The organism is Streptomyces sp. NPDC006335 (assembly GCF_040612795.1).
In the GTDB taxonomy this organism is placed as follows: Bacteria; Actinomycetota; Actinomycetes; order Streptomycetales; family Streptomycetaceae; genus Streptomyces.
Window position 1 is genome coordinate 155,223 of the sequence record NZ_JBEXQX010000015.1, and the last position, 22,376, is coordinate 177,598.

Genomic DNA, 22,376 nt, shown 5'->3' on the forward strand with positions numbered 1-22,376 from the left:
ACGGCACGCTAACAGCCGCTCAGGGCACGGCCGGCACCGAGACGGCCAGCATCCACCGCGCGGGGACCTCGCCCTGGTTGGCGTACACGTGCTCGGCGTTGGCCTCGAAGGTGACGCTCGCCCCAGCGGGGACCCGGTGCTCGACACCGTCGACGGTCAGGGTCATCTCACCCTCGGTGACGTGCAGGATCTCGACCGTCCCGGCCGGGTGCGGATCCGAGCGGCTACTCTCGCCCGGCATCATCAGCCACTCCCACATCTCCAGCGGGCCGGGGGCCTCGGCGCCCGCGAGGAGCCTGCTCCAGCTTCCCGCGTCGGTGCTCCACAGCCGCACCACCTGCTCGGGCGGGACGACCCGCACCTTCGGTCCCTGCTCGTAGTCGAGCAGCGTGGTGATACTGATGCCGAGGGCGTCGCCGATCTTCACGACGGTGCCGAGGCTGGGGTTGGTGCGGGCCTGCTCGATCTGGATCAGCATGCCGCGGCTGACTCCGGCCCGGGCGGCGAGCGCGTCCAGGGTGAAGCCGCGTTCGGTCCGCCAGCGCTTGACGTTGCGCGCCAGGGACTGGGTCAGCAGGTCGAGGTCCGACACGTCACGTCCAATATCATGTATGACACAGTGCAACTGAATGAACTACGGTGGGGTGTACCCGATCGTTCACCGAACTGTACTGCGAGGCACGCCGTGACAGCACTCTTCGCCCTGGCCACCAGCCTGTTGTGGGGCCTGGCCGACTTCGGCGGCGGGGTGCTGACCCGGCGGCTCCCGGCGCTCACGGTGGTGGTCGTCTCGCAGGCGATCGCGGCGGGCGTGCTCGGCGCGATAGTGGTGGCGACGGGCGGCTGGAGCGAGGCGGGTCCCCGGCTGTGGTTCGCGTTCGCCGCCGGGCTGGCCGGACCGGTCGCCCTCATCTGCTTCTACAAGGCGCTCGCGCTGGGCCCGATGGGAGTCGTCTCGCCCCTGGGCACGCTCAGCGTGGCGGTCCCGGTCGGCGTGGGCCTCGTCCTCGGTGAGCGGCCCGGGCTCGTGCAGGCCGCGGGCATCGCGGTGGCCGTCGTCGGAGTGATCCTGGCGGGCGGCCCCCAGTTGCGCGGAGCCCCGGTGCAACGGCAGGCGATCGTCCTCACCCTGATCGCGGCCCTCGGGTTCGGCGCGGTCTTCGCCCTGATCGCGGAGGCGTCCACGACCGTCACCGGCCTGTTCCTGGCCCTGTTCGTGCAGCGTCTGGTCAGCGTGGTGGTGGGGGGCGCTGCGCTGTTCGGCTCGGTGCGACGAGGCACCCCCGCCCTGCCGACCCCCGGCTTCCCCTGGCCGTCCCTACCCGCCCTCGCCTTCGTCGGCCTCGCGGACGTGGCGGCCAACGGCACGTACGCGGTGGCCGCCCAGCACGGCCCGGTCACGGTGGCCGCGGTCCTCGCCTCGCTGTACCCGGTGGTCACGGCCCTGGCCGCCCGGGGCTTCCTCAGCGAGCGCCTGCGCACCCTCCAGGCGGCGGGCGCGGGCCTGGCCCTGGTGGGCACCCTGCTCCTGGCGGCGGGGTGAGGCTCCGGCGCGCCCCTTCAGGGGCGCGGGGAACTGCGCGACAGGCCCCCACGAACCCGCAGCCGCCCGACAACCGAACCAGGCACTCGCCAGGCGCGTTCAGTCCAGCTCCGCCAACTTCGCCACGGTCTCCTCGTCCAACCCCGCCAACGCGTTCAACTCCTCCGCCGTGGCCCCCGGAGGGATCGGCACCGGCGCCGGCGTGCGCAGCGGCGGCTGCCAGCCGTCCTCGGCGGTCCATCGGCGTACGACACGGGCGGGCGCCCCCGCGACCACGGCGTGGTCCGGCACCACCCCCCGCACGACGGCACCGGCGGCCACGACGACGTTCCGCCCGATCCGCGCGCCGGGCAGGATCACCGCCCCGGTCCCGATCCAGCACCCCGAACCGATCTCCACCGGCTCCATCCGCGGCCACTGCTTGCCGATGGGCTCGTGGGGATCGTCGTAGGAGTGATTGGTGGACGTCACGTAGACGTACGGGCCGAAGTAGCAGTCGCTGCCGATGGTGACCGTGGTGTCGGCGATGACATGGCTGCCGCGGCCCAGCACGACCCCGTCGCCGATGCGCAGGATCGGCTCCGGGCCGAGATCCAGGTCGGGCATCAGGCCGGCGGTCAGGGTGACCTGCTCGCCGACGATGCAGTGGGAGCCGACGTGGATCCACGGCTCGCCGAAGACCGTGCCGAGCGGGAAGGCCAGCCGGGTGTGCGCCCCCAGCGCGCCGAAGCGGAAGCGCCCCGGGCGCTCGGCGGTGACGGAGCCCGTGCGCTGCACCCAGGCCCAGCCCGCGTGGACGGCACGCTGCACGAGGCGGCCCCGCCAGGATGAGAACGTGTTCTTGCTCTTCGGCACGAGCTCACCGTACTGAGCGCGCGCCGTCCGCATGAGCCCGCGGGCTTGTGATCTTCGCCCCAACCGGGTGGCGTACGGTGCGGGATATCACGAACCAGGAGGCGAAATGGCGCACAAGGCGTTGATCACGGGCATCGGCGGCCGGGACCCGCAGATTCACGGGGAGGCCTTCGTGGCGCCCACCGCGTCGGTGATCGGAGACGTCACGCTTGAGGCGGGAGCGAGCCTCTGGTACGGCGCGGTGGCCCGCGGTGATGTAGAACGCATCTCAGTCGGCGCCCAGAGCAACGTCCAGGACAACTGCACGCTCCACGCAGACCCCGGCTTCCCGGTGACGATCGGCGAGCGCGTGTCCGTGGGTCACAACGCCGTCGTCCACGGCGCCACGGTCGAGGACGACTGCCTGATCGGCATGGGAGCGACCGTGCTGAACGGCGCGGTGATCGGAGCGGGTTCCCTGGTCGCGGCCCAGGCGCTGGTACCGCAGGGCATGCTGGTTCCGCCCGGTTCGCTGGTGGCGGGCGTACCGGCGAAGGTGCGCCGGGAGCTGACGGAGGAGGAGCGTCAGGGGGTCACCCTGAACGGAACGCTCTACTCGGACCTCGCCAAGGCCCACCACGAGGTGCACGAGACACCGTGAGGGTCAGTCGGCGGCCGGGACGGGCTCCGGTTCGGCCGCCGACTGCGTCTGCGCCGTCGCCTTCTTCGCCTTGCGCTTGAGCACCAGCATCGAGGTCAGGCCGATCAGCACGGCCAGCACGAGCCCGAGCCACGAGAACTTCTTCAGCCAGGACTCCGCGACGATCCCTACGTAGTAGATGACCGCCGTCGTACCGCCCGCCCAGACGATCCCGCCGAGCACGTTGGCGATCAGGAACTTCCAGTACGGCATCCGCAGCACACCGGCGAGCGGTCCGGCGAAGATCCTCAGCAGTGCGACGAAGCGGCCGAAGAACACCGCCCACATGCCCCACTTCTCGAAGGACCGCTCCGCCGTGGCGACATGGCCCTCGCTGAAGTGCCTCGGGAACTTGTTGCCCAGCCAGGTGAGCAGGGGCCGCCCGCCCTTGCGTCCGATCGCGTAGCCGATGGAGTCACCGACGATCGCCCCGACGCTGGCGCACGCGCCGAGCACCACGGGGTTGATCCCCGCGTGCTGCGAGGACAGCAGCGCGGCGGAGACCAGGATGATCTCGCCGGGCAGCGGAATGCCCAGGCTCTCCAGGCCGATGACCAGGCCCACCAGGGCGTAGACGGCGGCCGGGGGCACGGTGTCGAGCCATTCCTGGACGTGCAACGCCGGTTCCTCCCAAGTCGCGTTCCCCGCGTGCGCCACCTGCCGACGCACGCCGGGGAAGCCTACCGGTTCAGGAGATCCGGCGTCGGGAGCACCGGCTCACCCGCCGAAGCTCCGCCCCGCACCGGCGACGAGTACGCCGAGGGAGGAGGCGCCGGACGCCGTCGCCGATGCCACGGTGTCCGCGACCGCGCCCACCGCCGCACCGGCCTGCTCGACCGGAACGGCAGGCCCGCTGTCGCTGTGGTCGACCTGCGCCGCCCGGGTCCCGTACTGCTGGGACGGGCTTCCGTGCTGCTCCGAGGGCTGGCCGGAATCCTGTTCGGGGTGGGCGTCGGAACCGGAGGGCGGGGGCGGCGGGGCGAGATCGGGTGCGGTCGGATCTCCGCCGGACTCTCCGGAGGGCCGGCCCGACTCCGCGTCCTGCCCCGGCCCCCTGTCCTGCGGCGAGCGCGTTCCCTGCTCGGCCGGCGCGCTCTCCGCCGCGGACTCCAGCAGCCACCGCTGGCCCTTCGATCCGTCGCGCTCGGTGACGACGACGCTCTCCCCCTTGCCGGGAGCGACCAGGAGCCCCTTGCCCCGGCGCAGCAGCAGTTCGCCGCGCACGGTGAGGTCGTAGCGGACCTCTCCGGCGTGGGTCAGGCAGTCGGCGACCACGACCGACCGTTTCTCGGTGTCCGCGTCCAGGCAGAGCCCGGGGTCGGCCGCACTGCGCAGCAGTCCGTCCTCCTGGTACGTCCACTGCTGGGACGCGGCGGAGGAGCATTCCGCGAGCACGGCCTTCGTACCGCCCGCGGTCCGCGGGTGGCCGGTGTCCAGGCACCGGCCGTCGCCGGCGTTGCGGAGCGTGCCGTGGCCGACCTCGACGGGGTTGCCCATGGAGGCGGTGGACGGGGAACCGGCGTCCTGCGAGACCTGCGACGGGCTCGGCCGTACGGTGTTGCCGCTCACCGCGCCCCAGGTGGCGCCGGGCATGGGAACACCGCCGTCGTCGGACCAGCCCTTGGTGACCAGCACCGTCGCGAGCAGGGCCAGGGAGGTCAGACCGGCGCCCACGAGGACGGCCCGGGCGCTCTTGCGCGGCTGGGCGAGCGGGCCTGCCGGGGCGGGGCGGTGGCGCCCGCCGTGCTTCGTGCGGGCCGCGCCGGGCAGGGACGGGGCCGGCCGCTCGGCGGCACGCGCGGGTCGTGAGTCGAGATAGCGGTGGGCGCCCCAGCCGAGCACCGTCTCGGCGAGCAGCACCTCCAGGCCGCCTTCGAAATGGCTGAGCTGTTCGGCGGCGTGACGGCAGTACCGGCATTCCGTCAGATGCTTGCGGACATCGGGCAGAAGGCCCCCGCCCCGACGAATCGGGACATCCAGGAGACGATTGTAGAAACGGCATTCACTGGTGGGCGCGAGTTCCCGGTGGGCACGGACACAGCCGGTACGGAATTGCTCGCGCGCCTGCTCGAGGCCGGCCGCCGCACGAACCGTGTCCACGCCCAGCAGACCGGCCGGTACGGATAGGGGTTCGGCTTCGACCTCGACATGCCACAACAGACATTGGGAAGCTCCGGGAAGGGCCCGGAATGCGCGCTCGGCGAGCAGTCGCCTTTCGGGGGTGACGGACCTCGCCGCGCGCAGGCCACGGCCACCGATCGTCTTGCGGAGTTCCGGCAGCACGGCGGATATCTCGTCGTCCGCGGCCCACTCCTTGACGAACTCCCTCACGGCAACGAGAAGTTGGGGGCGCAGTGCACCCTCACCCGCCCGGCCGAGCACACGGTGAAAAGCCGCCGCGGCCGCCATCGAGGCCGAACCCGACCAGGAGGCGAGGCAGATGACCGAGTATTCGTAGGTCGCCTGCCAGTGCCGCGCCATCAGCAGCGCGACGGCATGGCCGTCCACACCGTTCTCTCCCAGCCGGGCCAGGAGATTGCGGTCGGACTCCGCCGGACTCGATCCGGGACGTGGCGCGTAAGGGGGTCGTGGGGGGTAAGCGGATTGCACGGGACCAATTCCTTCCAAGCCGCAGAACCGCATGGAATATGCGGTCCTCGGAAAGCAGGCGCCTGATTGGTGCATACCTATGCCGCGTCAGATGTGACCCGGCCGTCGGCGGGGCGCTCACCTTCGCACAATTGATGTACAGCAAACAAGAAGGTGGAGTGACCCATGTTCAAAAAGAGGCGAGTTCAGAAAAGTTACCGCCGGTATCCGCACCCGTATTCGAAATAGGCGGGACGCGGGCACCGAGTTGTCCCCGGCAGCCGGATGCTTGGCACACGAAATCGCCCGCGCCCCGCCGGGTCCACAGCGGGCCCCCAGGCTTCTCCCGGTGTGCTCTCATCCGCGTGACGCAGCATGTCCCGCATGATCGTCCCCCACGCGACCGACACCACCGTCCCCGCCCCCGGCACCGTCCGCAAGGCGGTCGTCCCGGCCGCCGGGCTCGGCACCCGGTTCCTGCCGGCGACCAAGGCGACGCCGAAGGAGATGCTCCCGATCGTCGACAAGCCCGCCATCCAGTACGTCGTCGAGGAGGCCGCCGCGGCCGGGCTCCACGACGTCCTGATGGTCACCGGCCGCCACAAGCGGGCCATCGAGGACCACTTCGACCACGCCTTCGAGCTGGAACAGGCCCTCGCGGCCAAGGGCGACGCGGTACGGCTCGACGCCGTGCGCGACCCGGCCCGCCTCGCCGACATCCACCACATCCGCCAGGGCGAGCCGCTCGGCCTCGGCCACGCGGTGCTCTGCGCCCGCCGCCACGTCGGCGACCAGCCGTTCGCCGTCCTCCTCGGCGACGACCTGATCGACCCGCGCGAGACCCTGCTCAGCACGATGCTCGACGTCCGCGACCGGTACGCCGGAAGCGTGGTCGCCCTCATGGAGGTACCGCGCGAGCAGATCCACCTCTACGGCTGCGCGGCGGTGGAACCGACAGCGGACGAGGGCCTTGTCCGCGTGACCGGTCTGGTCGAGAAGCCCTCCCCCGAGAACGCGCCGAGCGCCTACGCGGTCATCGGCCGCTACGTCCTCGACCCCGCCGTCTTCGACGTCCTCGACCGGACCCCGCCGGGCCGCGGCGGCGAGATCCAGCTCACCGACGCCCTCCAGACCCTCGCGAGCGACGGCACGGTCCACGGCGTCGTCTTCGACGGCCTCCGCTACGACACCGGCGACAAGGCGGACTACCTGCGCACCGTGGTCCGCCTGGCCTGCGCCCGCCCCGACCTGGGCCCGGAGTTCACCGACTGGCTCAAGGGGTTCGTGACGGAACTGGAGAGCGGCGAGGGGATCGCAGGAGGGCGAGGGGGCCGCAGCGGGACGCGGGTGGCGGCCTGAGGGCCGGAGACCGACCGCCCGATTGCCGGAGATCGGTGTGCGGCCTCTCCCGCCCCCGGACTCAGCCGTCCTGCTCCGGACTCAGCCGTTCGGCCGCAGTGTCCACACCACCGTCATCTCGCCCGTGACCGCCCCGTCCCCGCGGCGGATCTCGATCGTGACCGGGAACTCCGGGCGCTCCCCGGCGTCGAGTTCGGCGACGACCTCGGAGGCCGGGCGGCCCAGGGTCGCCGTGGCGGTCACCGGGCCCATCGCGAGCTTGCGGTAGGCGATCTCCGCGCTGACGGCGAGCGGTACCGCCCGCGCGAGCTGGTCGCCGAACGCGGCCAGGACGACCGCCCCGCTGGCCGACTCGCCGAGCGTGAACATCGCTCCGGCGTGCGGTCCGCCCACGTGGTTGTGGAACTCCCCCTGGTCGGGCAGGGCGAGCACGACCTTCTCCGGGCCGGTCTCCACGAACTCGAGGTTCAGGGTCCGCACCATGGGCACGGTGGCGGCGAGCATCTCGCCGACGGACATCTGGTCTGCGCTCATGCCCGGGATGTTACCCACGAGTAGATGCCCCTGACCAGGCCCGGCACCAGTGACCGCCGTCTCCTTGCCGCAGACACCGAGCAGACTCCGACGCAGAGGCCGCCTCAGAACCCCACACCGACGCGGACACGGCCGGAACCGGCGGCCACACTCCCGATCTGGCCTGCAAACGGTTTGGCAAGGCGCCACCTCGACGGCGATAGTCGGCCGGTGACCCCCTCCGCCACCTCCTCCCGCGCCCGCAGACCCGCTTGGGCGAGCCGCAACTACGGCCTGCTGACCGGCGCCGCGTTCGTGACCAACCTCGGCAGCAACGGCGCCCTGATCGCCGCCGCGTTCGCCGTGCTGGAGGCGGGCGGCGACAGCGGCGACGTGGGCCTGGTGGCCGCCGCGCGCACCCTCCCGCTGGTGGTGTTCCTGCTGATCGGCGGCGCCGTGGCGGACCGCCTTCCCCGGCACCGCGTGATGGTCGCGGCCAACACCCTCAACTGTCTCTCCCAGGGCGCGTTCGCCGTCCTCGTGCTGACCGGCGAGCCGCAGTTGTGGCAGATGATGCTGCTCACCGCGCTCGGCGGCACGGGCCACGCGTTCTTCAGCCCGGCGGCCGAGGGCATGCTGCTGTCCTCGGTGAGCGGCGAGCAGGCCGGCCGGGCCTTCGCGGTGTTCCGGATGGCGATGCAGGGGGCGGCGCTGGGCGGTGCCGCGCTCGGCGGTGCGATGGTCGCCGCCGTGGGCCCCGGCTGGGTGCTGGCGGCCGACGCCGCCGCGTTCGCGGTCGCCGGTTCGCTGCGCTGCTTCCTGGACGTCGGTCACATCCCGGCCCGCGAACCGGGCGCCGGCCTGCTCGCCGACCTCCGCGACGGCTGGCGCGAGGTCGCGAGCAGACCGTGGCTGTGGGGCATCGTCGTGCAGTTCTCCGTGGCCAACGCGGTCCTGGGCGCCGCCGACGCCGTCTACGGCCCGCTCGTCGCCCGTGACCACCTGGGCGGCGCGGGCCCCTGGGGCGTGGCCCTCGGCTTCTTCGGCGCCGGCACGGTCGTCGGCGCCCTCCTCATGACCCGGTGGAAGCCGCACCGGCTGCTGTTCGTGGGCATCCTCTGCGTGTTCCCGCTGGCGCTGCCGTCCGCGGCGCTGGCCGTACCGGTCTCGGTGCCCCTCCTGTGCGCGGCGATGTTCGTGGCCGGCGCGACCGTCGAGGTGTTCGGGGTCTCCTGGATGACCGCCCTGCACCAGGAGATACCGGAGGACAAGCTCTCCCGGGTCTCGGCCTACGACTGGTTCGGCTCGGTCGCCCTCATGCCGCTCGCGGCCGCGCTGGCGGGCCCGGCGGAGTCGGCGTTCGGACGCTCCGCGGCCCTGTGGGGCTGCTCGGGCCTGATCGCGGCGGTCACGGCGGCGGTCCTGTGCGTACCGGACGTCCGCGACCTGCGCCGGAGCACCAAGCAGGTCGCACAGGCCGCGACCGAGTCAGCCGATTCCGAACGCCCCGTCGGGGGGCTCGGGTGACGCCACGGCCTCCTCGTCCCTGACCGGCCGGGCCGCGCCGATGAACTTCCGCACCCCCGCGCCGTGTTCGACCCGGGCGGGAAAGGCGTCGGCCGCCGTACGCCGGGCCAGGGCGGCCGTGTCCAGCGGCAGACGCGCGGCGACGAGCAGCGCGTTCCCGAACCGCCGCCCGCGCAGCACCCCCGGCTCGGCGATCAGCACGAGCTCCTCGAACACCTCGGCGAAGTTCGCGAGTTGGGACCGCAAGAAGGTGAAGGGCGCCGCGTCGGCGAGGTTCGCGAGATAGACGCCGTCGCTCCGGAGCACCCGCGCGGCCTCGCGGGCGTACTCCAGGGACGTCAGGTGCGCCGGGACGCGCGATCCCCCGAAGACGTCGGCGACCAGCACATCGGCACAGTCCGCCGGGGCGCTTTCCAGCCACGCCCGTGCGTCGGCCGCGTGCAGCGCGATACCCGACCCGTCCGGAAGCGGCAGATGTTCGGCGACCAGCTCCAGCAGCCCCCGGTCGAACTCGACGACGTCCTGCCGCGACCCCGGCCGGGTGGCCGCCAGATACCGCGGCAACGTCAGAGCACCCCCGCCGAGGTGTACGACGTCCAGGGCCCGCCCCGGCTCCCCGACGCCGTCCAGGACGTGCCCGAGCCGCCGCGCGTACTCGAACTCCAGATGCGTCGGCTCGTCCAGATCGACGTAGGACTGCGGAGCCCCGTCCACGGTCAGCAACCAGGCCCGCTCCCGGTCGACGTCGGGCATGAGCTTGGCGAAGCCGAAGTCGGTGGCCTTGGCGACGGGTATCGAGTCATTCACACGTCCAGTGTGCCGACTCAGGGGCGCGGGGAACTGCGCGACCAGCCATGACCGGGCCCGCAGTCCCCCGCTCAACCGCAACCAGCCTCACACGACGGCCGTCACGGTGCCCGCCCCCACGGTCCTCCCACCCTCGCGGATGGCGAACCCGAGCCCCGCTTCCAAGGGCACGTCCCGACCCAACTCCACGGTCATGACCACCCGGTCCCCCGGCCGCGCGACAGCGACCTCACCGAGGTCGACGTCCCCCACGACGTCCGCCGTACGGATGTAGAACTGCGGCCGGTACCCGGTGGAGACCGGTGTCGTACGCCCGCCCTCCCGGGCAGACAGCACGTACACCTGCGCGGTGAAGCGCCGACTGGGCACCACACTGCCGGGCGCGGCCACGACATGCCCGCGCCGGACCGCGTCCCGGGGAACGCCCCGCAGCAGCAAGGCCACGTTGTCCCCGGCCTGCGCCTCCTCCATCGGCTTGCCGAAGGTCTCGACCCCGGTCACCACCGTCTCCACGGCGGCCCCGAGCACCTCGACCCGGTCACCGACCCGCACGGTGCCCCGCTCGACCGCGCCGGTCACCACGGTCCCCCGGCCGGTGATGGTCAGCACGTTCTCGACGGGCATCAGGAACGGCGCGTCCAGATACCGCTCGGGGATGGGCACGTACGTGTCCACCGCGTCGAGCAGAGCCTCGATCGACGCCGTCCAACGCGGGTCCCCCTCCAGTGCCTTGAGCCCCGAGACCCGTACGACGGGCACGGCGTCGCCGCCGTAGCCGTGCGCGGAGAGCAGCTCACGCACCTCCAGTTCGACGAGCTCGACCAGTTCGTCGTCGGCCGCGTCCGCCTTGTTGAGGGCGACCACCACGTGGTCGACGCCCACCTGCCGCGCGAGCAGCACGTGTTCGGCGGTCTGCGGCATGATCCCGTCGAGCGCGGAGACGACGAGGATCGCCCCGTCGAGCTGCGCGGCCCCGGTGACCATGTTCTTGACGTAGTCGGCGTGGCCCGGCATGTCCACGTGCGCGTAGTGCCGGGTGTCGGTCTCGTACTCGACGTGCGCGATGTTGATGGTGATCCCGCGCGCGGCCTCCTCCGGGGCGCGGTCGATGCGGTCGAACGGCACGAACGTGCCGCTGCCGCGCTCGGCGAGGACCTTGGTGATGGCGGCGGTCAGGGTGGTCTTGCCGTGGTCGACGTGGCCCATCGTGCCGATGTTCAGGTGCGGCTTGGTCCGCACGTAAGCGGTTTTGGACATGGCTGTACCTCGAAGTCTCTTCGTGTTCGCGGAAGAACGGGGACCCCGAGGACTCGCCGACCCTCCCCCTGCGGGGTCCGCCGGACGATCCGGGAAGGGTCAGCTTCGGGCGCCGTCTGCGGCGGCCAGGAACACGGGAACGGCAGCCTTCGGCGCATCCGCGACTGCGGATGCTGCGAGAGCGAAGGCGTACCGGAACATGACGCAGATCATGTCCGACGCGTCGTCCCACGTCGAACGGTTTTTTGCGTCTCCCGGTCGTCGTCCGCCCGTACAACCGACGGCACCCGTACGGCGATCACGCCTCCGTGTCGGTTACCGTCACAGGATGCTCGATGCCACCACCCGCTCTGGGGGCACCGCCACGGCCACTCCCCCGGCCATCGCCACGGAGCTCGCTCTCCCCGTCCCCGCTCCGGTGCGTCTCACCGCCCGCTGCTCCAGAGTGCTGCTGTCTCCCTGGTTCCGGCTCTCCCTGCTGGTCGCCCTGCTCGCGGGCGCCGCGTCCACGGTCCTGCTCTTCGAGCCGCAGAGACTGCTGTCGGACGGCTGGCCGCCCCAGCTCGGCGGGGTCGCGGCCGCGGTCGTGTTCGGGGTCGCGTACGGGCTGTGCACGGTGGCGTTCGTGCCACGGCCGCTGCTCAATCTCGCCGCGGGCGCGCTCTTCGGGTCGCAGCTCGGGCTCGCCTCGGCGCTCGCGGGCACGGTGCTCGGGGCGGGTATCGCCTTCGGTCTGGGCCGGGTGCTCGGGCAGGACGCGCTGCGGCCGTTGCTGCGGGGGCGGTGGCTGAAGGCGGCGGACGGGCAGTTGAGCCGGCACGGCTTCCGCTCGATGCTGGCGGCCCGGCTGTTTCCCGGGGTGCCGTTCGCCGCGGCGAACTACTGCGCCGCCGTCTCCCGCATGGGATACGTCCCTTTCCTCACCGCGACGGCGCTCGGGTCGATACCGAACACCGCCGCGTACGTGGTCGCCGGGGCGCGGGCCTCAGCGCCCACCTCGCCGGCGTTCCTGATCGCCATGGCCGCGATCGCCCTGCCGGGCCTGGCGGGGGCGATCGTGGCATGGCGCAAGCGGCATCAGCTGCGCCGCCGTTGAGCCTCTGATCCGGCGGGTCGGCCGCGCTCCGCAAAAGGCCCTCCTCACACCCTTTCCAGGATCATCGCGTTGGCCAGTCCACCCGCCTCGCACATGGTCTGGAGGGCGTAACGGGCCCCGCGTTCCCGCATCGCGTGCACCAGCGTCGTCGTCAGACGGGTGCCGCTCGCGCCCAGGGGGTGTCCGATCGCGATCGCGCCCCCGTGGACGTTGACCTTGGCGAGGTCCGCGCCCGTCTCCTGCTGCCAGGCCAGGACCACGCTGGAGAACGCCTCGTTGACCTCGAACAGGTCGATGTCGTCGAGGGTGAGACCGGCCCGGCGCAGGACCCGCTCCGTGGCCGGGACGACTCCGGTGAGCATGAGGACGGGATCGGAGCCGGTGACGGCGAAGCTGTGCAGGCGGGCCAGGGGGCGCAGGCCCAGGCGTTCGGCGGTCTCGCTCGACGTGATCAGGACGGCCGAGGCGCCGTCGTTGATCGGGCTGGCGTTGCCCGCCGTCACGTTCCACTCGATCTGCGGGAAACGCTCCGCGAAGTGCGGGTCGTGGTAGGCGGGCTTGAGGCCGGCGAGGATCTCGGGGGTGGTGCCCGGGCGTACGCACTCGTCGCGCGAGACGCCCTCCAGGGGCGCGACCTCGGCGTCGAAGAGCCCCTTCTCCCAGGCCGCCGCGGCCTTCTGGTGCGAGGAGACGGCGAACGCGTCCATCTGCTCGCGCGTGATGGACCACTTCGCGGCGATGAGCTCGGCGCTGATGCCCTGCGGGACGAGGCCCTCCTCGTAGCGTGCGGCGATCCCGGGGCCGAAGGGGTCCTTGCCCTCGGGGACGTTCGACCACATCGGCACCCGGCTCATCGACTCCACCCCGCAGGCCACGACGATGTCGTAGGCGCCCGCGATCACCCCCTGCGCGGCGAAGTGCACGGCCTGCTGTGAGGAACCGCACTGGCGGTCCACGGTGGTCGCCGGGACCGTCTCCGGGAACCCGGCCGACAGGGCCGCGTAGCGGGTGGTGTTCATGGCCTGCTCGCCGACCTGGTCGACGGTGCCGCCGATGACGTCGTCGATGAGCGCCGGGTCGACGCCGGAGCGCTCCACGAGGGTGCGCAGAGTGTGGGCGAGGAGTTCGACGGGGTGCACGTGCGCGAGGGAGCCGTTCGGCTTGCCCTTGCCCACGGGGGTGCGTACGGCTTCGACGATGACTGCGTCACGCATGGTGCGGGCCTCCATCAATGAGGGCTACTACTGGTGAGTAGGGAATCCAAACTCACCATAGCCCTGCGGGTTGGAAAATCAAACCCTTGAGTTGGAGAAACAAACCCTCCCCTAGACTGGGCCTCATGGCCGCCACCGGAGATCCACGCCCCTGCTCCATCGCCGACGCCCTGGCGCTCGTCGGCGAGAAGTACTCCCTGCTCGTACTGCGGGAGGCCTGCATGGGCAACGGCCGCTTCGACCAGCTCGTGCGCAACATCGGCGCCCCGCGCGACGTCCTGGCCACCCGGCTGCGCCGGCTCGTCGACGCCGGGATCCTGACCAAGCGCGTCTACAGCGAGCGGCCCCAGCGCTTCGAGTACCGGCCCACCGAGGCGGGGCTCGAACTGGAGCCGCTGCTGCTGACGCTCATGGCGTGGGGCGACCGGCACCTGCGCAAGGACGACGACCGGCCCATGGTCGTCGAGCACATCTGCGGCAACGAACTTCTGCCCGTGGTCACCTGCTCCGCCTGTGGGGACACGGTCCGCCACGAGGACCTGACAGCTCACCCCCAGGCCGACGGCTGGACGGTGACCGGACCGACAGCCGCCTGAGCGCCCCTGTGGCCAGGCTGTCACCGCGGGGCGCTACGCTGCCCTCGCACCCCGATCACCGCGCCCGGTGATGCGGCGCGCCCGACTCCCGTCACACGACCAGCACTTGGACGCCGTAACTTCATGTCTTGGTTCGAATCACTCATCCTCGGACTCGTCCAGGGGCTGACCGAGTTCCTTCCCGTCTCCTCCAGCGCGCATCTGCGTCTGACCGCGGCCTTCTCGGGCTGGAAGGACCCAGGGGCGGCCTTCACCGCGATCACCCAGATCGGCACCGAGGCCGCCGTGCTGATCTACTTCCGCAAGGACATCGGGCGGATCATCTCGACGTGGAGCCGTTCCCTCGTCAAGAAGGAGCTGCGCGCCGACCACGACGCCCAGATGGGCTGGCTGGTGATCGTCGGGTCCATCCCCATCGGCGTGCTGGGACTGCTGTTCAAGGACCAGATCGAGGGGCCGTTCCGCGATCTGCGCATCACCGCCACGATGCTGATCGTCGTCGGCGTCGTCATCGGCGTCGCCGACCGGCTGGCGGCCCGCGACGAGAGCGGGGGGCGGCATCGCGCGCCCAAGCAGCGCAAGGGACTTGAGGACCTCGGCGTCAAGGACGGCCTGATCTTCGGCCTGTGCCAGTCCATGGCCCTCGTCCCCGGCGTCTCCCGCTCCGGCGCCACCATCAGCGGCGGCCTCTTCATGGGCTACCGGCGCGAGTCCGCGGCCCGCTACTCCTTCCTCCTCGCCATCCCGGCCGTACTGGCCTCCGGTCTCTTCGAGTTGAAGGACGCGCTGGAGAGCGACCACGTCTCCTGGGGCCCCACGATCTTCGCGACGGTGATCGCCTTCGTCGTCGGTTACGCGGTCATCGCCTGGTTCATGAAGTTCATCTCGACCAAGAGCTTCATGCCCTTCGTCTGGTACCGCATCGCCCTCGGCATCGTCATCATCGCCCTGGTCACGATGGGCGTCCTGAGCCCCCACGCGGCGGAGTCGGCGGGCTGACGCACCCGCGGTCCTGGACTCGCCGGGCGCGGCACCGAACCGGGGCCCGCCGACCGAGGACCTCCTGGACGTGGGCAGGGCGGTGTGCGTCATCCGGCGCCCGGCCCCTGCTGCTCACAGGGCGCCCGCCCCGAAACCCGTGACCAATCACATACGTTGTGCGTAGCCGTCCGGTAGCGCACTGTCAGTGCTTGCGCCTAGGCTTGTGCGCATGTCCCCCGATTCCGTGACCCCTGGTTCCGTGCGTTCCGCTGCCGAGGTGAACGAGCAGATCCGGGCGCTCTGGATGCGCGCAGGCGGCACGCTGTCGTCACAGGAGCGCGCGGAGTACGAGCTGTTGGTGGTCGAATGGGCGGCCGCGATCCGCAGTGACGTCATCGAGGCGGCCTGACCCAGAAGAGACGGCACGTCCCGCGAAGGTGAGGTCATGCCATGAGAGCGATCGTCGTGGGCGCGGGCATCGGCGGTCTGACCGCGACGCTGAGCCTGTGCCGGGCCGGCCATGACGTGACCCTAGTCGAGCAGTCGCGGCGGCTCACCGAGATCGGCGCGGGCATCCAGCTCGCCCCCAACGCCACCCGCGTACTGCGCCGGCTGGACCTCCTCAACGCCGTGGCGAAGCACTCCACGCGCCCGTCCCACGTGAGCTTCCGCACCTGGTCCGACGGTTCCGAGATCTGTCGCTACGTCATCGGCCGGGACGCCGAGGAGGAGTTCGGGGCACCGTACCTCCAGCTCCACCGGGCCGATCTCCAACGAGCCCTGCTCGCCGCCGTGCCGCCCGGATCGCTGCGCCTGGCCACCACCGTCGTGGGCATCGACCAGGACGACAAGGGAGCCCGCGTGGCCACGGCGAGCGGTGAACACCTGGACGCCGACCTCGTCGTGGCCGCCGACGGCATCCGCTCCGCCGCCCGCCAGTGGCTCTTCGGCGCGGACGAGGCGGTGTTCTCGCACACCGCCGCCTACCGGGCCCTGCTGCCCGCCGCCGAGGTCGCCGACCTGGACCTGCCGGAGTACGCCGCCTGGCTCGGCCCGGGCCGCCACATCGTCCACTACTGGCTGCGTGGCGGTGAACTCCTCAACTTCGTCGCCGTGTTCGTGACGGACCGGGCGGCCCAGGAGTCGTGGACCGCGCGGGCGGAACCCGGCGAGCCGTCACGCGCGTTCACCGGCTGGGACCCCCGTGTGACGACCGTCCTCGACCGCGCGGGCCAGGTCTTCCGCTACGGCATCTACACGCGCGCCCCGCTCCCCCGCTGGAACGTCGGCCGGGTCACCCTGCTCGGGGACAGCGCCCACGCGATGGTGCCCTTCCAGGCCCAGGGCGCGGCCCAGGCCATCATGGACGCGGCCGTCCTCGGCGACTGCCTCACCGGCACCGCACCGGACGAGGTGCCCGACGCGCTGGACCGGTACGTCCGCAGACGGGTCCCGGCCGCCACGGCCGTGCAGGCCAGTTCCGCGCGGGCCGGCCACGACTACCACGTGCCGGACGGCCCCGAGGCCGAGGAACGCGACGCCCGCCTGGTCGCCCTCGCGGCCGTGAACAGGTTCGGCCCCCACTCGGCGGCCTGGCCGCTCGACGTCCTCGCCGACGGCTGACCGCCCGCGACGGCCCTCCACGTCCAGCGGCAGCCCTCGCCGACCACCCCGGCCGTCCCCCGCCCCGCCCTCCGAATGTCACCGCACGCCCCTTGGCTCGGCCCGCCGCATGCCCAACACTGAGCCGATGACGCAGCGTGTGGAGCTCGCGACCGTGATGGACCGGCTGGCCGTGGACGCACTCGTCACCGACTACGCCGTGGCCGTGGACGACGGCGACTGGGAGGCGTACCGAGGACTGTTCACCTGCGACGGGCGGGCCGACTACCGCTCGGCGGGCGGGGTCGAGGGGGACGCGCGACAGGTCGCCGCATGGCTCGCGGAGAGCCTGACGTTGTTCTCGATGCGGCAGCACCTGATCGTCAACCGCCGCGTCCGGTTCGGCACCCTGGACCAGGACACCGGCGACACGGCCCGCGTCCAGGCCGACTACATCAACCCCATGCGCCTCGCCGCCGACACCCCCTCCACCACCCCCGACTTCGTCTGCGGAGGCCGCTACGCCTTCGCCCTGCTGCGCACGGACGACGGCTGGCGGCTCAGCGAGGTCGTCGTGCGGGAGAAGTGGCGTCGTCCGCCCCACCCCCGGCCCGCACCTGTGATCAACTGAGCCGACACCCCCGGGTGGTCAACCACACGCACACTGGAGACCCACACGGGGTAGGAGGCGCCGTATGAACACGTTCGGCCACTGGCTTGCCTCCCCCTGGCGGCGCTCGACCGTCGCGGTGCTGGCAGGCGCCCTCCCCGTCCTCGCGTTCCCGGCCCCGTCCCTGTGGTGGTTCGCCTACGTCGCCCTCGTCCCGTGGATCGCGCTGATCCGCTCGGCCCCGACGGCGAAACGGGCGGCGTACGACGGCTGGGCCGGCGGTTTCGGCTTCATGGTGGGGATGCACCACTGGCTGCTGCCGAGCCTGAGCGTGTTCATCTTCGTCATCGGCGCCCTGCTCGGCGCGCTGTGGGCGCCCTGGGGCGCTCTGGTACGGCACTTCCTCGGAGCGGCCGGATCTTCCCGGACTCCCTCGCACGGCCGGATCGCGGCCGCCCTGGCCGTGCTGCCGTCGGGCTGGCTCGGCATCGAACTCGTCCGCTCCTGGCAGGGGCTCGGCGGCCCCTGGGGCGTGCTCGGCGCCAGCCAGTGGGAGGTGGCGCCGGCGTTGCGGCTGGCCTCGGTCGGCGGGGTGTGGCTGATCAGCTTCCTGATCGTGGCCGTCAACGTGGCGGTCGCCGTGCTGGTGACGGTCCGTGAGTCCCGGGTCCCCGCGGTGGCGGGCCTCGTCGCCACCGCCGCCGTGACCTCGGCGGCCTGGATGTGGGCCCCGCGTCCCGACACCCGGAACAGCACGCGGATCGCGGTCGTCCAGCCCGGTGTCATCGACGGCCCCGACCGGCGCTTCGCCCGCGAGGAGCAGCTCACCCGCGATCTCGCCGGGCAGGACGTGGACCTGATCGTCTGGGGCGAGAGCAGTGTCGGCTTCGACCTCGGGGACCGGCCCGACCTGGCGAAGCGGCTCGCGGCACTCTCCGAGGAGACCGGCGCAGACCTCCTCGTCAACGTCGACGCCCGCCGCTCCGACAAGCCCGGCATCTACAAGAGTTCGGTCCTCGTGGGCCCCGGCGGGCTCACCGGCGACCGCTACGACAAGATGCGCCTGGTCCCCTTCGGCGAGTACATCCCGGCCCGCTCACTGCTCGGCTGGGTCACCTCGGTCGGCAAGGCGGCGGCCGAGAACCGCAGGAACGGCTCCGAACAGGTCGTGATGGACGTCGGGCACGGGCTGAAGGTGGGTCCGATGGTGTGCTTCGAGTCGGCGTTCCCCGACATGAGCCGGCATCTCGCCGAGGACGGCGCCCAGTTGCTGATCGCTCAGTCGTCGACCTCGTCCTTCCAGAACAGCTGGGCCCCCGAGCAGCACGCCTCGCTCGCCGCCCTGCGCGCCGCCGAGTCGGGCCGCCCGATGGTGCACTCGACCCTGACCGGTGTCTCAGCCGTCTACGACGCGAGCGGCGGGCGCGTCGGGCAGTGGGTCGGCACCGACGCCAGCGCCTCCCGCGTGTACGACGTTCCGCTGGCGACCGGGACGACGCCGTACGTGCGCTTCGGCGACTGGCCGGTGCACGCGGCCCTGCTCGTCCTCGCCGTGTGGTGCGCCACCGAGCTGGGCCGGCGGTTCAGGCGGCCCGCTCCTGAACCGCTCGTACCACCCGCTCGCACAGCTCATGGGTCGCCAGCGCGTCCCGGGCGCTGAGCACCTTGCCCGCGCGGACGGCGTCGAGGAAGGCGAGCACCGCCTGCTCGATGCCGCGCTGCCGGGCCACCGGCACCCAGTCGCCGCGCCGCCTGATGGTGGGCTGGCCCTTGTGGTCGATCACGTCGGCCAGGTTGAGCACCTGCCGCTTGGTGTCCTGCCCGGACACCTCCAGGATCTCCTCGGCCGAACCGCTGAGCCGGTTCATCACCCCGAGCGCGGTGAAGCCGTCCCCGGCGAGCTGGAGCACGACGTGGTGCAGCAGTCCGTCCTCCACGCGCGCGCGTACCGTCACGTCGTCGACCGGCCCCGGCACCAGGAACCGCAGGGTGTCGACGACGTGGATGAAGTCGTCGAGGATCATCGCGCGCGGCTCCTCCGGGAGCCCGATCCGGTTCTTCTGCATGAGGATCAGCTCGCGCGGATGCTCGGCGCACTGCGTGTACCCGGGGGCGAACCGCCGGTTGAAGCCGACGGCCAGAGTCACGTTCCGCTGCTCGGCGAGCGCCACCAGCCGTTCGGAATCGGCCAGTTCGTAGGCGAGCGGCTTGTCGACGTACGTCGGTACGCCCGCTTCCAGCAACCGCGCGACGATCTCGGGGTGCACGGCCGTCGGCGCGTGCACGAAGGCGGCGTCGAGGCCCTGGGCGAGCAGCGAGTCGAGGTCCCGGTGCCGTTGTCCCTCGGGCAGGTGGAGCCCGTCGGCGACCCGGACCAGCGTCGCCGGGGTCCGCGTCTGTACGTGCAGTTCGATGCCGGGCCGACTGCCGAGCACCGGCAGATACGCCTTCTGCGCGATGTCACCGAGTCCGATGCAGCCGACCTTCACGTGGACTCCTCCATGTCGTCGGGCCAGGGCGCTGCCGGAAGCATACGGCGACCGCCGCGGGCCCCGGCCGACGGCCGGGAAATCGCTGGTGGTGAGGGGTGAGGCGGGTGAGGATACAAGCATGACGACTCAGCGCGCCGAACCCGCGACCACCGCCGACGAACGCAGCATGCTGGAGGGCTGGCTCGACTACCACCGGCAGACCCTCGCCTGGAAGTGCGAGGGCCTGACCGACGCCCAGCTCCGGACCGCCTCGGTGGAGCCGTCCACGCTCTCCCTGATGGGTCTGGTACGGCACATGGCGGAGGTGGAGCGCAGCTGGTTCCGCCGGGTCCTGGCCGACGAGGACGCCGGACCGATCTACTACAGCGAGGCCGACCCGGACGGCGAGTTCCGTCTCACCGGGGCCGACACCTGGGCGGAGGCGTACGCCACCTGGCAGGCCGAGATCGACAGGAGCCGGGAGAACGCGGCCCGGTTCGGCCTGGACGACATCACCGTGGGCAAGCACCGCCGGACCGGCGAGCGGTACAACCTGCGCTGGCTCTACACCCACATGATCGAGGAGTACGCCCGCCACAACGGCCACGCCGACCTGCTCCGCGAGCGCCTCGACGGCGCCACCGGCGACTGACGTCAGCACCGGGAGACCCGAGCACGCCGTACGGGGGCGGAGATCACCCGTGCGGGGCAACCTCCGCTCGTCCGCTGTCGCCGAGGTCGCCCGACCCAGCAGAGTGACGCGGGTGCATCGAACCACGACTACCGCAACGCTCCTGGTCACCGTGGCTGTCTCGGCCCTCACCGGCTGTGTGACGGTCCAGCGTCCACCCGTGTCCGGGCCGCCGCCGACGACGGCACCGTCGCAGCTCCCGGGGCCGGGGGACGCCCGTCCGGACGGTCAGGCGGAGCCGCAGATCGTGCAGGCGCCGGCCCAGGAGGCGCTGTCCATGATCGACCCGTCCCCCTCCTCGAAGCCGGACGGGACCACGTCCCGCGACAAGGCTCCGGGGGCCGGGTGGGCCCCCGCGCATCCGCACGGCCGACAGCCGACACACGCGCATCCGTCTCACCCGGAGCGCCCCGCACGCCGGGCACATCCGGAGCCGTGGCGCCCGGACGCACCCCACCACCGGCGGCCGCCCGTCGAGATCCCGGACGTGGCCAGATCCGTGCCCAAGTCAGTCCCGAAGGGGCCGCAGGACGTGTGCGCGATGGGCCGGAAGTACGGCCGCTGGCAGGAGGGCAGCCCGGAGTCGGTCATCTGCGACCAGACCTACGGGCGGTGAGGCCCCCGGGCCTCAGGGCCGCTGCCTCGGCGGCCCCCACCTGCCCTCGCCGGCGGAGCCGCCTTCGCCCAGGCGCAGCTCCAGTCTGCTGATCGCCGCCCGCACCCCGTCGCTGTAGCTGTCCTCGCCCAGGGCGTCCGCCGCCCTGCGGGCCCGGCGCAGATGGGTGCGGGCGGCGTCCGCGCGGGCGAGCCGCACATAGTCGGCGGCCAGGTTGAGGTGCAGCGAGGGATACAGGGCGCGCACGGCGATCGCGCTCTCGTGCCGGGCCGGCCGGTCGCAGGTGAGCTCCTCGGCTGCCGTCAGCGCCCTGAGGTCCCACGCGAGTTCGTCGCAGGGGTCGTCCTGGGCGTCGGCCATGTAGTGGGCCAGGGTGCAGCGGTGCAGCGGGTCGCCGTCCTCGCCGATCTCCGCCCACAGCTCCAGGAAGCGGTGCCGGGCCTCCTCGCGGTCTCCCGCGTGACACAGCATGACGACCTGCCCGATCCGTGTCATCACGGCATCCGGCGCCGTCTGCTCCTGTCGCTCCGTCACACGTCCTCCACCAGGCCCTGGTCGGCTGTCGTCGCTGTCCCTCCCGACGCTAGCCGCCGCCACTGACAATCCCGGTCAGGCGGGACCGGGCCGGTCGGTGCGCCACCGGCCCGGTGGCGGGGTCAGCCGAGGTTCGGGATCGTCCAGTCGATGGGCTCGTGGCCCTGCCGGGCGACCGCCTCGTTGATCTGCGTGAACGGGCGGGAGCCGAAGAACTTCTTCGCCGACAGCGGGGAGGGGTGCGCGCCCTTGACCACCACGTGCCGGCTCTCGTCGATCAGGGGGAGCTTCTTCTGGGCGTAGTTGCCCCACAGCACGAAGACCGCCGGGTCGGGCCGCTCCGCCACCGCGCGGATCACCGCGTCGGTGAACTTCTCCCAGCCCTTGCCCTTGTGCGAGTTGGCCTCTCCGGAGCGGACCGTGAGCACCGCGTTGAGCAGCAGGACGCCCTGCTGGGCCCACGGCATGAGGTAGCCGTTGTCCGGGATCTCCAGGCCCAGCTCCTCCTTCATCTCCTTGTAGATGTTCCGGAGGGAGGGCGGGGTCTTGACGCCCGGGCGGACCGAGAAGCACAGGCCGTGTCCCTGGCCCTCGCCGTGGTACGGGTCCTGGCCGAGGATCAGGACCTTCACCCGGTCGTACGGCGTGGCGTCGAGGGCGGCGAAGACCTCCTCGCGGGGCGGGTAGACGGGACCCTTCGCCCGCTCGTCCTCGACGAACTCCGTCAGCTCCTTGAAGTAGGGCTGCTGCAGCTCGTCGCCCAGAACCCCGCGCCAGGACTCGGGCAGCATGGCGGTGTCGGTCACGTCAATTCCTCACGATGTGCGGTCACTTGC

The 22,376-nt window shown here is 71.9% G+C and carries 24 protein-coding genes; 13 read left to right on the top strand and 11 right to left on the bottom strand.

The features are described from left to right. Positions 1 to 19 precede the first annotated feature (19 nt). On the bottom strand, positions 20 to 592 hold the full coding sequence (locus ABZ098_RS33255; RefSeq protein ID WP_356597450.1) for an XRE family transcriptional regulator: 573 nt from the start codon (positions 590 to 592) through the stop codon (positions 20 to 22). A 93-nt stretch (positions 593 to 685) separates the two neighbouring features. Between ABZ098_RS33255 and ABZ098_RS33260 the strand changes: the two genes are divergently transcribed. After that, a complete protein-coding gene (locus tag ABZ098_RS33260) occupies positions 686 to 1,543 on the top strand; it encodes a DMT family transporter (RefSeq protein ID WP_356597451.1) in 858 nt (285 codons plus the stop codon). Between the two features lie 99 nt (positions 1,544 to 1,642). On the opposite strand, the gene ABZ098_RS33265 is transcribed toward ABZ098_RS33260, so the two are convergent. Beyond that, the gene (locus ABZ098_RS33265) at positions 1,643 to 2,398 is read right to left on the bottom strand and encodes an acyltransferase (RefSeq protein ID WP_356597452.1); all 756 of its coding nucleotides are present in this window, start codon (positions 2,396 to 2,398) and stop codon (positions 1,643 to 1,645) included. 106 nt (positions 2,399 to 2,504) lie between these two features. Between ABZ098_RS33265 and ABZ098_RS33270 the strand changes: the two genes are divergently transcribed. Next, the gene (locus ABZ098_RS33270; RefSeq protein WP_356597453.1) at positions 2,505 to 3,038 is read left to right on the top strand and encodes a gamma carbonic anhydrase family protein; all 534 of its coding nucleotides are present in this window, start codon (positions 2,505 to 2,507) and stop codon (positions 3,036 to 3,038) included. Positions 3,039 to 3,041: 3 nt separating this feature from the next. Here the strand turns inward: ABZ098_RS33270 and ABZ098_RS33275 are convergent, their stop codons facing one another. Together ABZ098_RS33275 and ABZ098_RS33280 are read right to left on the bottom strand one after the other, a co-directional pair. After that, positions 3,042 to 3,695 (bottom strand): DedA family protein, encoded by a 654-nt coding sequence (locus ABZ098_RS33275; RefSeq protein ID WP_356597454.1) that lies wholly within the window; start codon positions 3,693 to 3,695, stop codon positions 3,042 to 3,044. 99 nt (positions 3,696 to 3,794) lie between these two features. After that, positions 3,795 to 5,558: an RICIN domain-containing protein gene (locus ABZ098_RS33280; RefSeq protein WP_356597521.1), complete on the bottom strand. Its 1,764-nt coding sequence runs from the start codon at positions 5,556 to 5,558 to the stop codon at positions 3,795 to 3,797. 492 nt (positions 5,559 to 6,050) lie between these two features. Between ABZ098_RS33280 and galU the strand changes: the two genes are divergently transcribed. Continuing rightward, positions 6,051 to 7,025 carry a UTP--glucose-1-phosphate uridylyltransferase GalU gene (gene galU, locus ABZ098_RS33285; protein ID WP_356597455.1) on the top strand — a complete coding sequence of 325 codons (975 nt, stop codon included), beginning with the start codon at positions 6,051 to 6,053 and terminating at the stop codon, positions 7,023 to 7,025. 81 nt (positions 7,026 to 7,106) lie between these two features. On the opposite strand, the gene ABZ098_RS33290 is transcribed toward galU, so the two are convergent. Beyond that, the gene (locus ABZ098_RS33290; RefSeq protein WP_356597522.1) at positions 7,107 to 7,544 is read right to left on the bottom strand and encodes a DUF4442 domain-containing protein; all 438 of its coding nucleotides are present in this window, start codon (positions 7,542 to 7,544) and stop codon (positions 7,107 to 7,109) included. Between the two features lie 225 nt (positions 7,545 to 7,769). On the opposite strand from ABZ098_RS33290, the gene ABZ098_RS33295 reads away from it, so the two are divergent. Further along, complete coding sequence (locus ABZ098_RS33295; protein ID WP_356597456.1) at positions 7,770 to 9,065, top strand: MFS transporter; 1,296 nt, start codon at positions 7,770 to 7,772, stop codon at positions 9,063 to 9,065. Here the strand turns inward: ABZ098_RS33295 and ABZ098_RS33300 are convergent. Both ABZ098_RS33300 and tuf read right to left on the bottom strand, forming a co-directional pair. After that, a complete protein-coding gene (locus tag ABZ098_RS33300; protein WP_356597457.1) occupies positions 9,027 to 9,872 on the bottom strand; it encodes a fused MFS/spermidine synthase in 846 nt (281 codons plus the stop codon). The two genes, ABZ098_RS33295 and ABZ098_RS33300, sit on opposite strands and share 39 nt — an antisense overlap. Positions 9,873 to 9,959: 87 nt before the next feature. Then, entirely contained in the window at positions 9,960 to 11,129 is a 1,170-nt protein-coding gene (gene tuf, locus ABZ098_RS33305) for an elongation factor Tu (protein WP_356597458.1), read from the bottom strand. A gap of 328 nt (positions 11,130 to 11,457) precedes the next feature. Between tuf and ABZ098_RS33310 the strand changes: the two genes are divergently transcribed. After that, entirely contained in the window at positions 11,458 to 12,225 is a 768-nt protein-coding gene (locus tag ABZ098_RS33310; RefSeq protein WP_356597459.1) for a TVP38/TMEM64 family protein, read from the top strand. 44 nt (positions 12,226 to 12,269) lie between these two features. Here ABZ098_RS33310 and ABZ098_RS33315 read toward each other — a convergent pair whose 3' ends face one another. Next, on the bottom strand, positions 12,270 to 13,439 hold the full coding sequence (locus ABZ098_RS33315) for a thiolase family protein (RefSeq protein ID WP_356597460.1): 1,170 nt from the start codon (positions 13,437 to 13,439) through the stop codon (positions 12,270 to 12,272). A 125-nt stretch (positions 13,440 to 13,564) separates the two neighbouring features. Between ABZ098_RS33315 and ABZ098_RS33320 the strand changes: the two genes are divergently transcribed. From ABZ098_RS33320 to lnt, 6 genes are all read left to right on the top strand, one after another. Next, positions 13,565 to 14,035, top strand: coding sequence for a helix-turn-helix domain-containing protein (locus tag ABZ098_RS33320; protein WP_356597461.1), 471 nt, complete (start codon positions 13,565 to 13,567; stop codon positions 14,033 to 14,035). A 123-nt stretch (positions 14,036 to 14,158) separates the two neighbouring features. Continuing rightward, positions 14,159 to 15,034, top strand: a complete 876-nt coding sequence (locus tag ABZ098_RS33325) for an undecaprenyl-diphosphate phosphatase (protein ID WP_356597462.1) — start codon at positions 14,159 to 14,161, stop codon at positions 15,032 to 15,034. A 211-nt stretch (positions 15,035 to 15,245) separates the two neighbouring features. Continuing rightward, positions 15,246 to 15,425, top strand: a complete 180-nt coding sequence (locus tag ABZ098_RS33330; RefSeq protein WP_356597463.1) for a hypothetical protein — start codon at positions 15,246 to 15,248, stop codon at positions 15,423 to 15,425. A gap of 41 nt (positions 15,426 to 15,466) precedes the next feature. Next, positions 15,467 to 16,639, top strand: coding sequence for an FAD-dependent monooxygenase (locus ABZ098_RS33335; RefSeq protein ID WP_356597464.1), 1,173 nt, complete (start codon positions 15,467 to 15,469; stop codon positions 16,637 to 16,639). Positions 16,640 to 16,766: 127 nt separating this feature from the next. Continuing rightward, complete coding sequence (locus tag ABZ098_RS33340; protein ID WP_356597465.1) at positions 16,767 to 17,249, top strand: nuclear transport factor 2 family protein; 483 nt, start codon at positions 16,767 to 16,769, stop codon at positions 17,247 to 17,249. Between the two features lie 64 nt (positions 17,250 to 17,313). After that, positions 17,314 to 18,888 (top strand): apolipoprotein N-acyltransferase, encoded by a 1,575-nt coding sequence (lnt, locus tag ABZ098_RS33345; RefSeq protein WP_356597466.1) that lies wholly within the window; start codon positions 17,314 to 17,316, stop codon positions 18,886 to 18,888. On the opposite strand, the gene ABZ098_RS33350 is transcribed toward lnt, so the two are convergent. Then, positions 18,812 to 19,717, bottom strand: a complete 906-nt coding sequence (locus tag ABZ098_RS33350; protein WP_356597467.1) for a Gfo/Idh/MocA family oxidoreductase — start codon at positions 19,715 to 19,717, stop codon at positions 18,812 to 18,814. The genes lnt and ABZ098_RS33350 overlap by 77 nt on opposite strands. Before the next feature lie 121 nt (positions 19,718 to 19,838). Here ABZ098_RS33350 and ABZ098_RS33355 point away from each other — a divergent pair, with 121 nt between their 5' ends. Both ABZ098_RS33355 and ABZ098_RS33360 read left to right on the top strand, forming a co-directional pair. After that, entirely contained in the window at positions 19,839 to 20,351 is a 513-nt protein-coding gene (locus ABZ098_RS33355; protein ID WP_356597468.1) for a DinB family protein, read from the top strand. A gap of 199 nt (positions 20,352 to 20,550) precedes the next feature. Further along, entirely contained in the window at positions 20,551 to 21,006 is a 456-nt protein-coding gene (locus tag ABZ098_RS33360) for a hypothetical protein (protein WP_356597469.1), read from the top strand. Positions 21,007 to 21,018: 12 nt separating this feature from the next. Here ABZ098_RS33360 and ABZ098_RS33365 read toward each other — a convergent pair whose 3' ends face one another. Both ABZ098_RS33365 and ABZ098_RS33370 read right to left on the bottom strand, forming a co-directional pair. Continuing rightward, on the bottom strand, positions 21,019 to 21,540 hold the full coding sequence (locus ABZ098_RS33365) for a hypothetical protein (RefSeq protein WP_356597470.1): 522 nt from the start codon (positions 21,538 to 21,540) through the stop codon (positions 21,019 to 21,021). Positions 21,541 to 21,662: 122 nt separating this feature from the next. Continuing rightward, positions 21,663 to 22,346, bottom strand: a complete 684-nt coding sequence (locus tag ABZ098_RS33370; protein WP_356597471.1) for a uracil-DNA glycosylase — start codon at positions 22,344 to 22,346, stop codon at positions 21,663 to 21,665. Positions 22,347 to 22,376: the final 30 nt, after the last annotated feature.

Coding starts and splice junctions, on each gene's coding strand:
- ABZ098_RS33270 (WP_356597453.1), top strand. CDS start 2,505: ATGGCGCACAAGGCGTTGATCACGGGCATCGGCGGCCGGGACCCGCAG.
- ABZ098_RS33280 (WP_356597521.1), bottom strand. CDS start 5,558: ATGGCGCGGCACTGGCAGGCGACCTACGAATACTCGGTCATCTGCCTC.
- galU (WP_356597455.1), top strand. CDS start 6,051: ATGATCGTCCCCCACGCGACCGACACCACCGTCCCCGCCCCCGGCACC.
- ABZ098_RS33290 (WP_356597522.1), bottom strand. CDS start 7,544: ATGTCCGTCGGCGAGATGCTCGCCGCCACCGTGCCCATGGTGCGGACC.
- tuf (WP_356597458.1), bottom strand. CDS start 11,129: ATGTCCAAAACCGCTTACGTGCGGACCAAGCCGCACCTGAACATCGGC.
- ABZ098_RS33310 (WP_356597459.1), top strand. CDS start 11,458: ATGCTCGATGCCACCACCCGCTCTGGGGGCACCGCCACGGCCACTCCC.
- ABZ098_RS33315 (WP_356597460.1), bottom strand. CDS start 13,439: ATGCGTGACGCAGTCATCGTCGAAGCCGTACGCACCCCCGTGGGCAAG.
- ABZ098_RS33320 (WP_356597461.1), top strand. CDS start 13,565: ATGGCCGCCACCGGAGATCCACGCCCCTGCTCCATCGCCGACGCCCTG.
- ABZ098_RS33325 (WP_356597462.1), top strand. CDS start 14,159: ATGTCTTGGTTCGAATCACTCATCCTCGGACTCGTCCAGGGGCTGACC.
- ABZ098_RS33330 (WP_356597463.1), top strand. CDS start 15,246: ATGTCCCCCGATTCCGTGACCCCTGGTTCCGTGCGTTCCGCTGCCGAG.
- ABZ098_RS33335 (WP_356597464.1), top strand. CDS start 15,467: ATGAGAGCGATCGTCGTGGGCGCGGGCATCGGCGGTCTGACCGCGACG.
- ABZ098_RS33340 (WP_356597465.1), top strand. CDS start 16,767: ATGACGCAGCGTGTGGAGCTCGCGACCGTGATGGACCGGCTGGCCGTG.
- lnt (WP_356597466.1), top strand. CDS start 17,314: ATGAACACGTTCGGCCACTGGCTTGCCTCCCCCTGGCGGCGCTCGACC.
- ABZ098_RS33355 (WP_356597468.1), top strand. CDS start 19,839: ATGACGACTCAGCGCGCCGAACCCGCGACCACCGCCGACGAACGCAGC.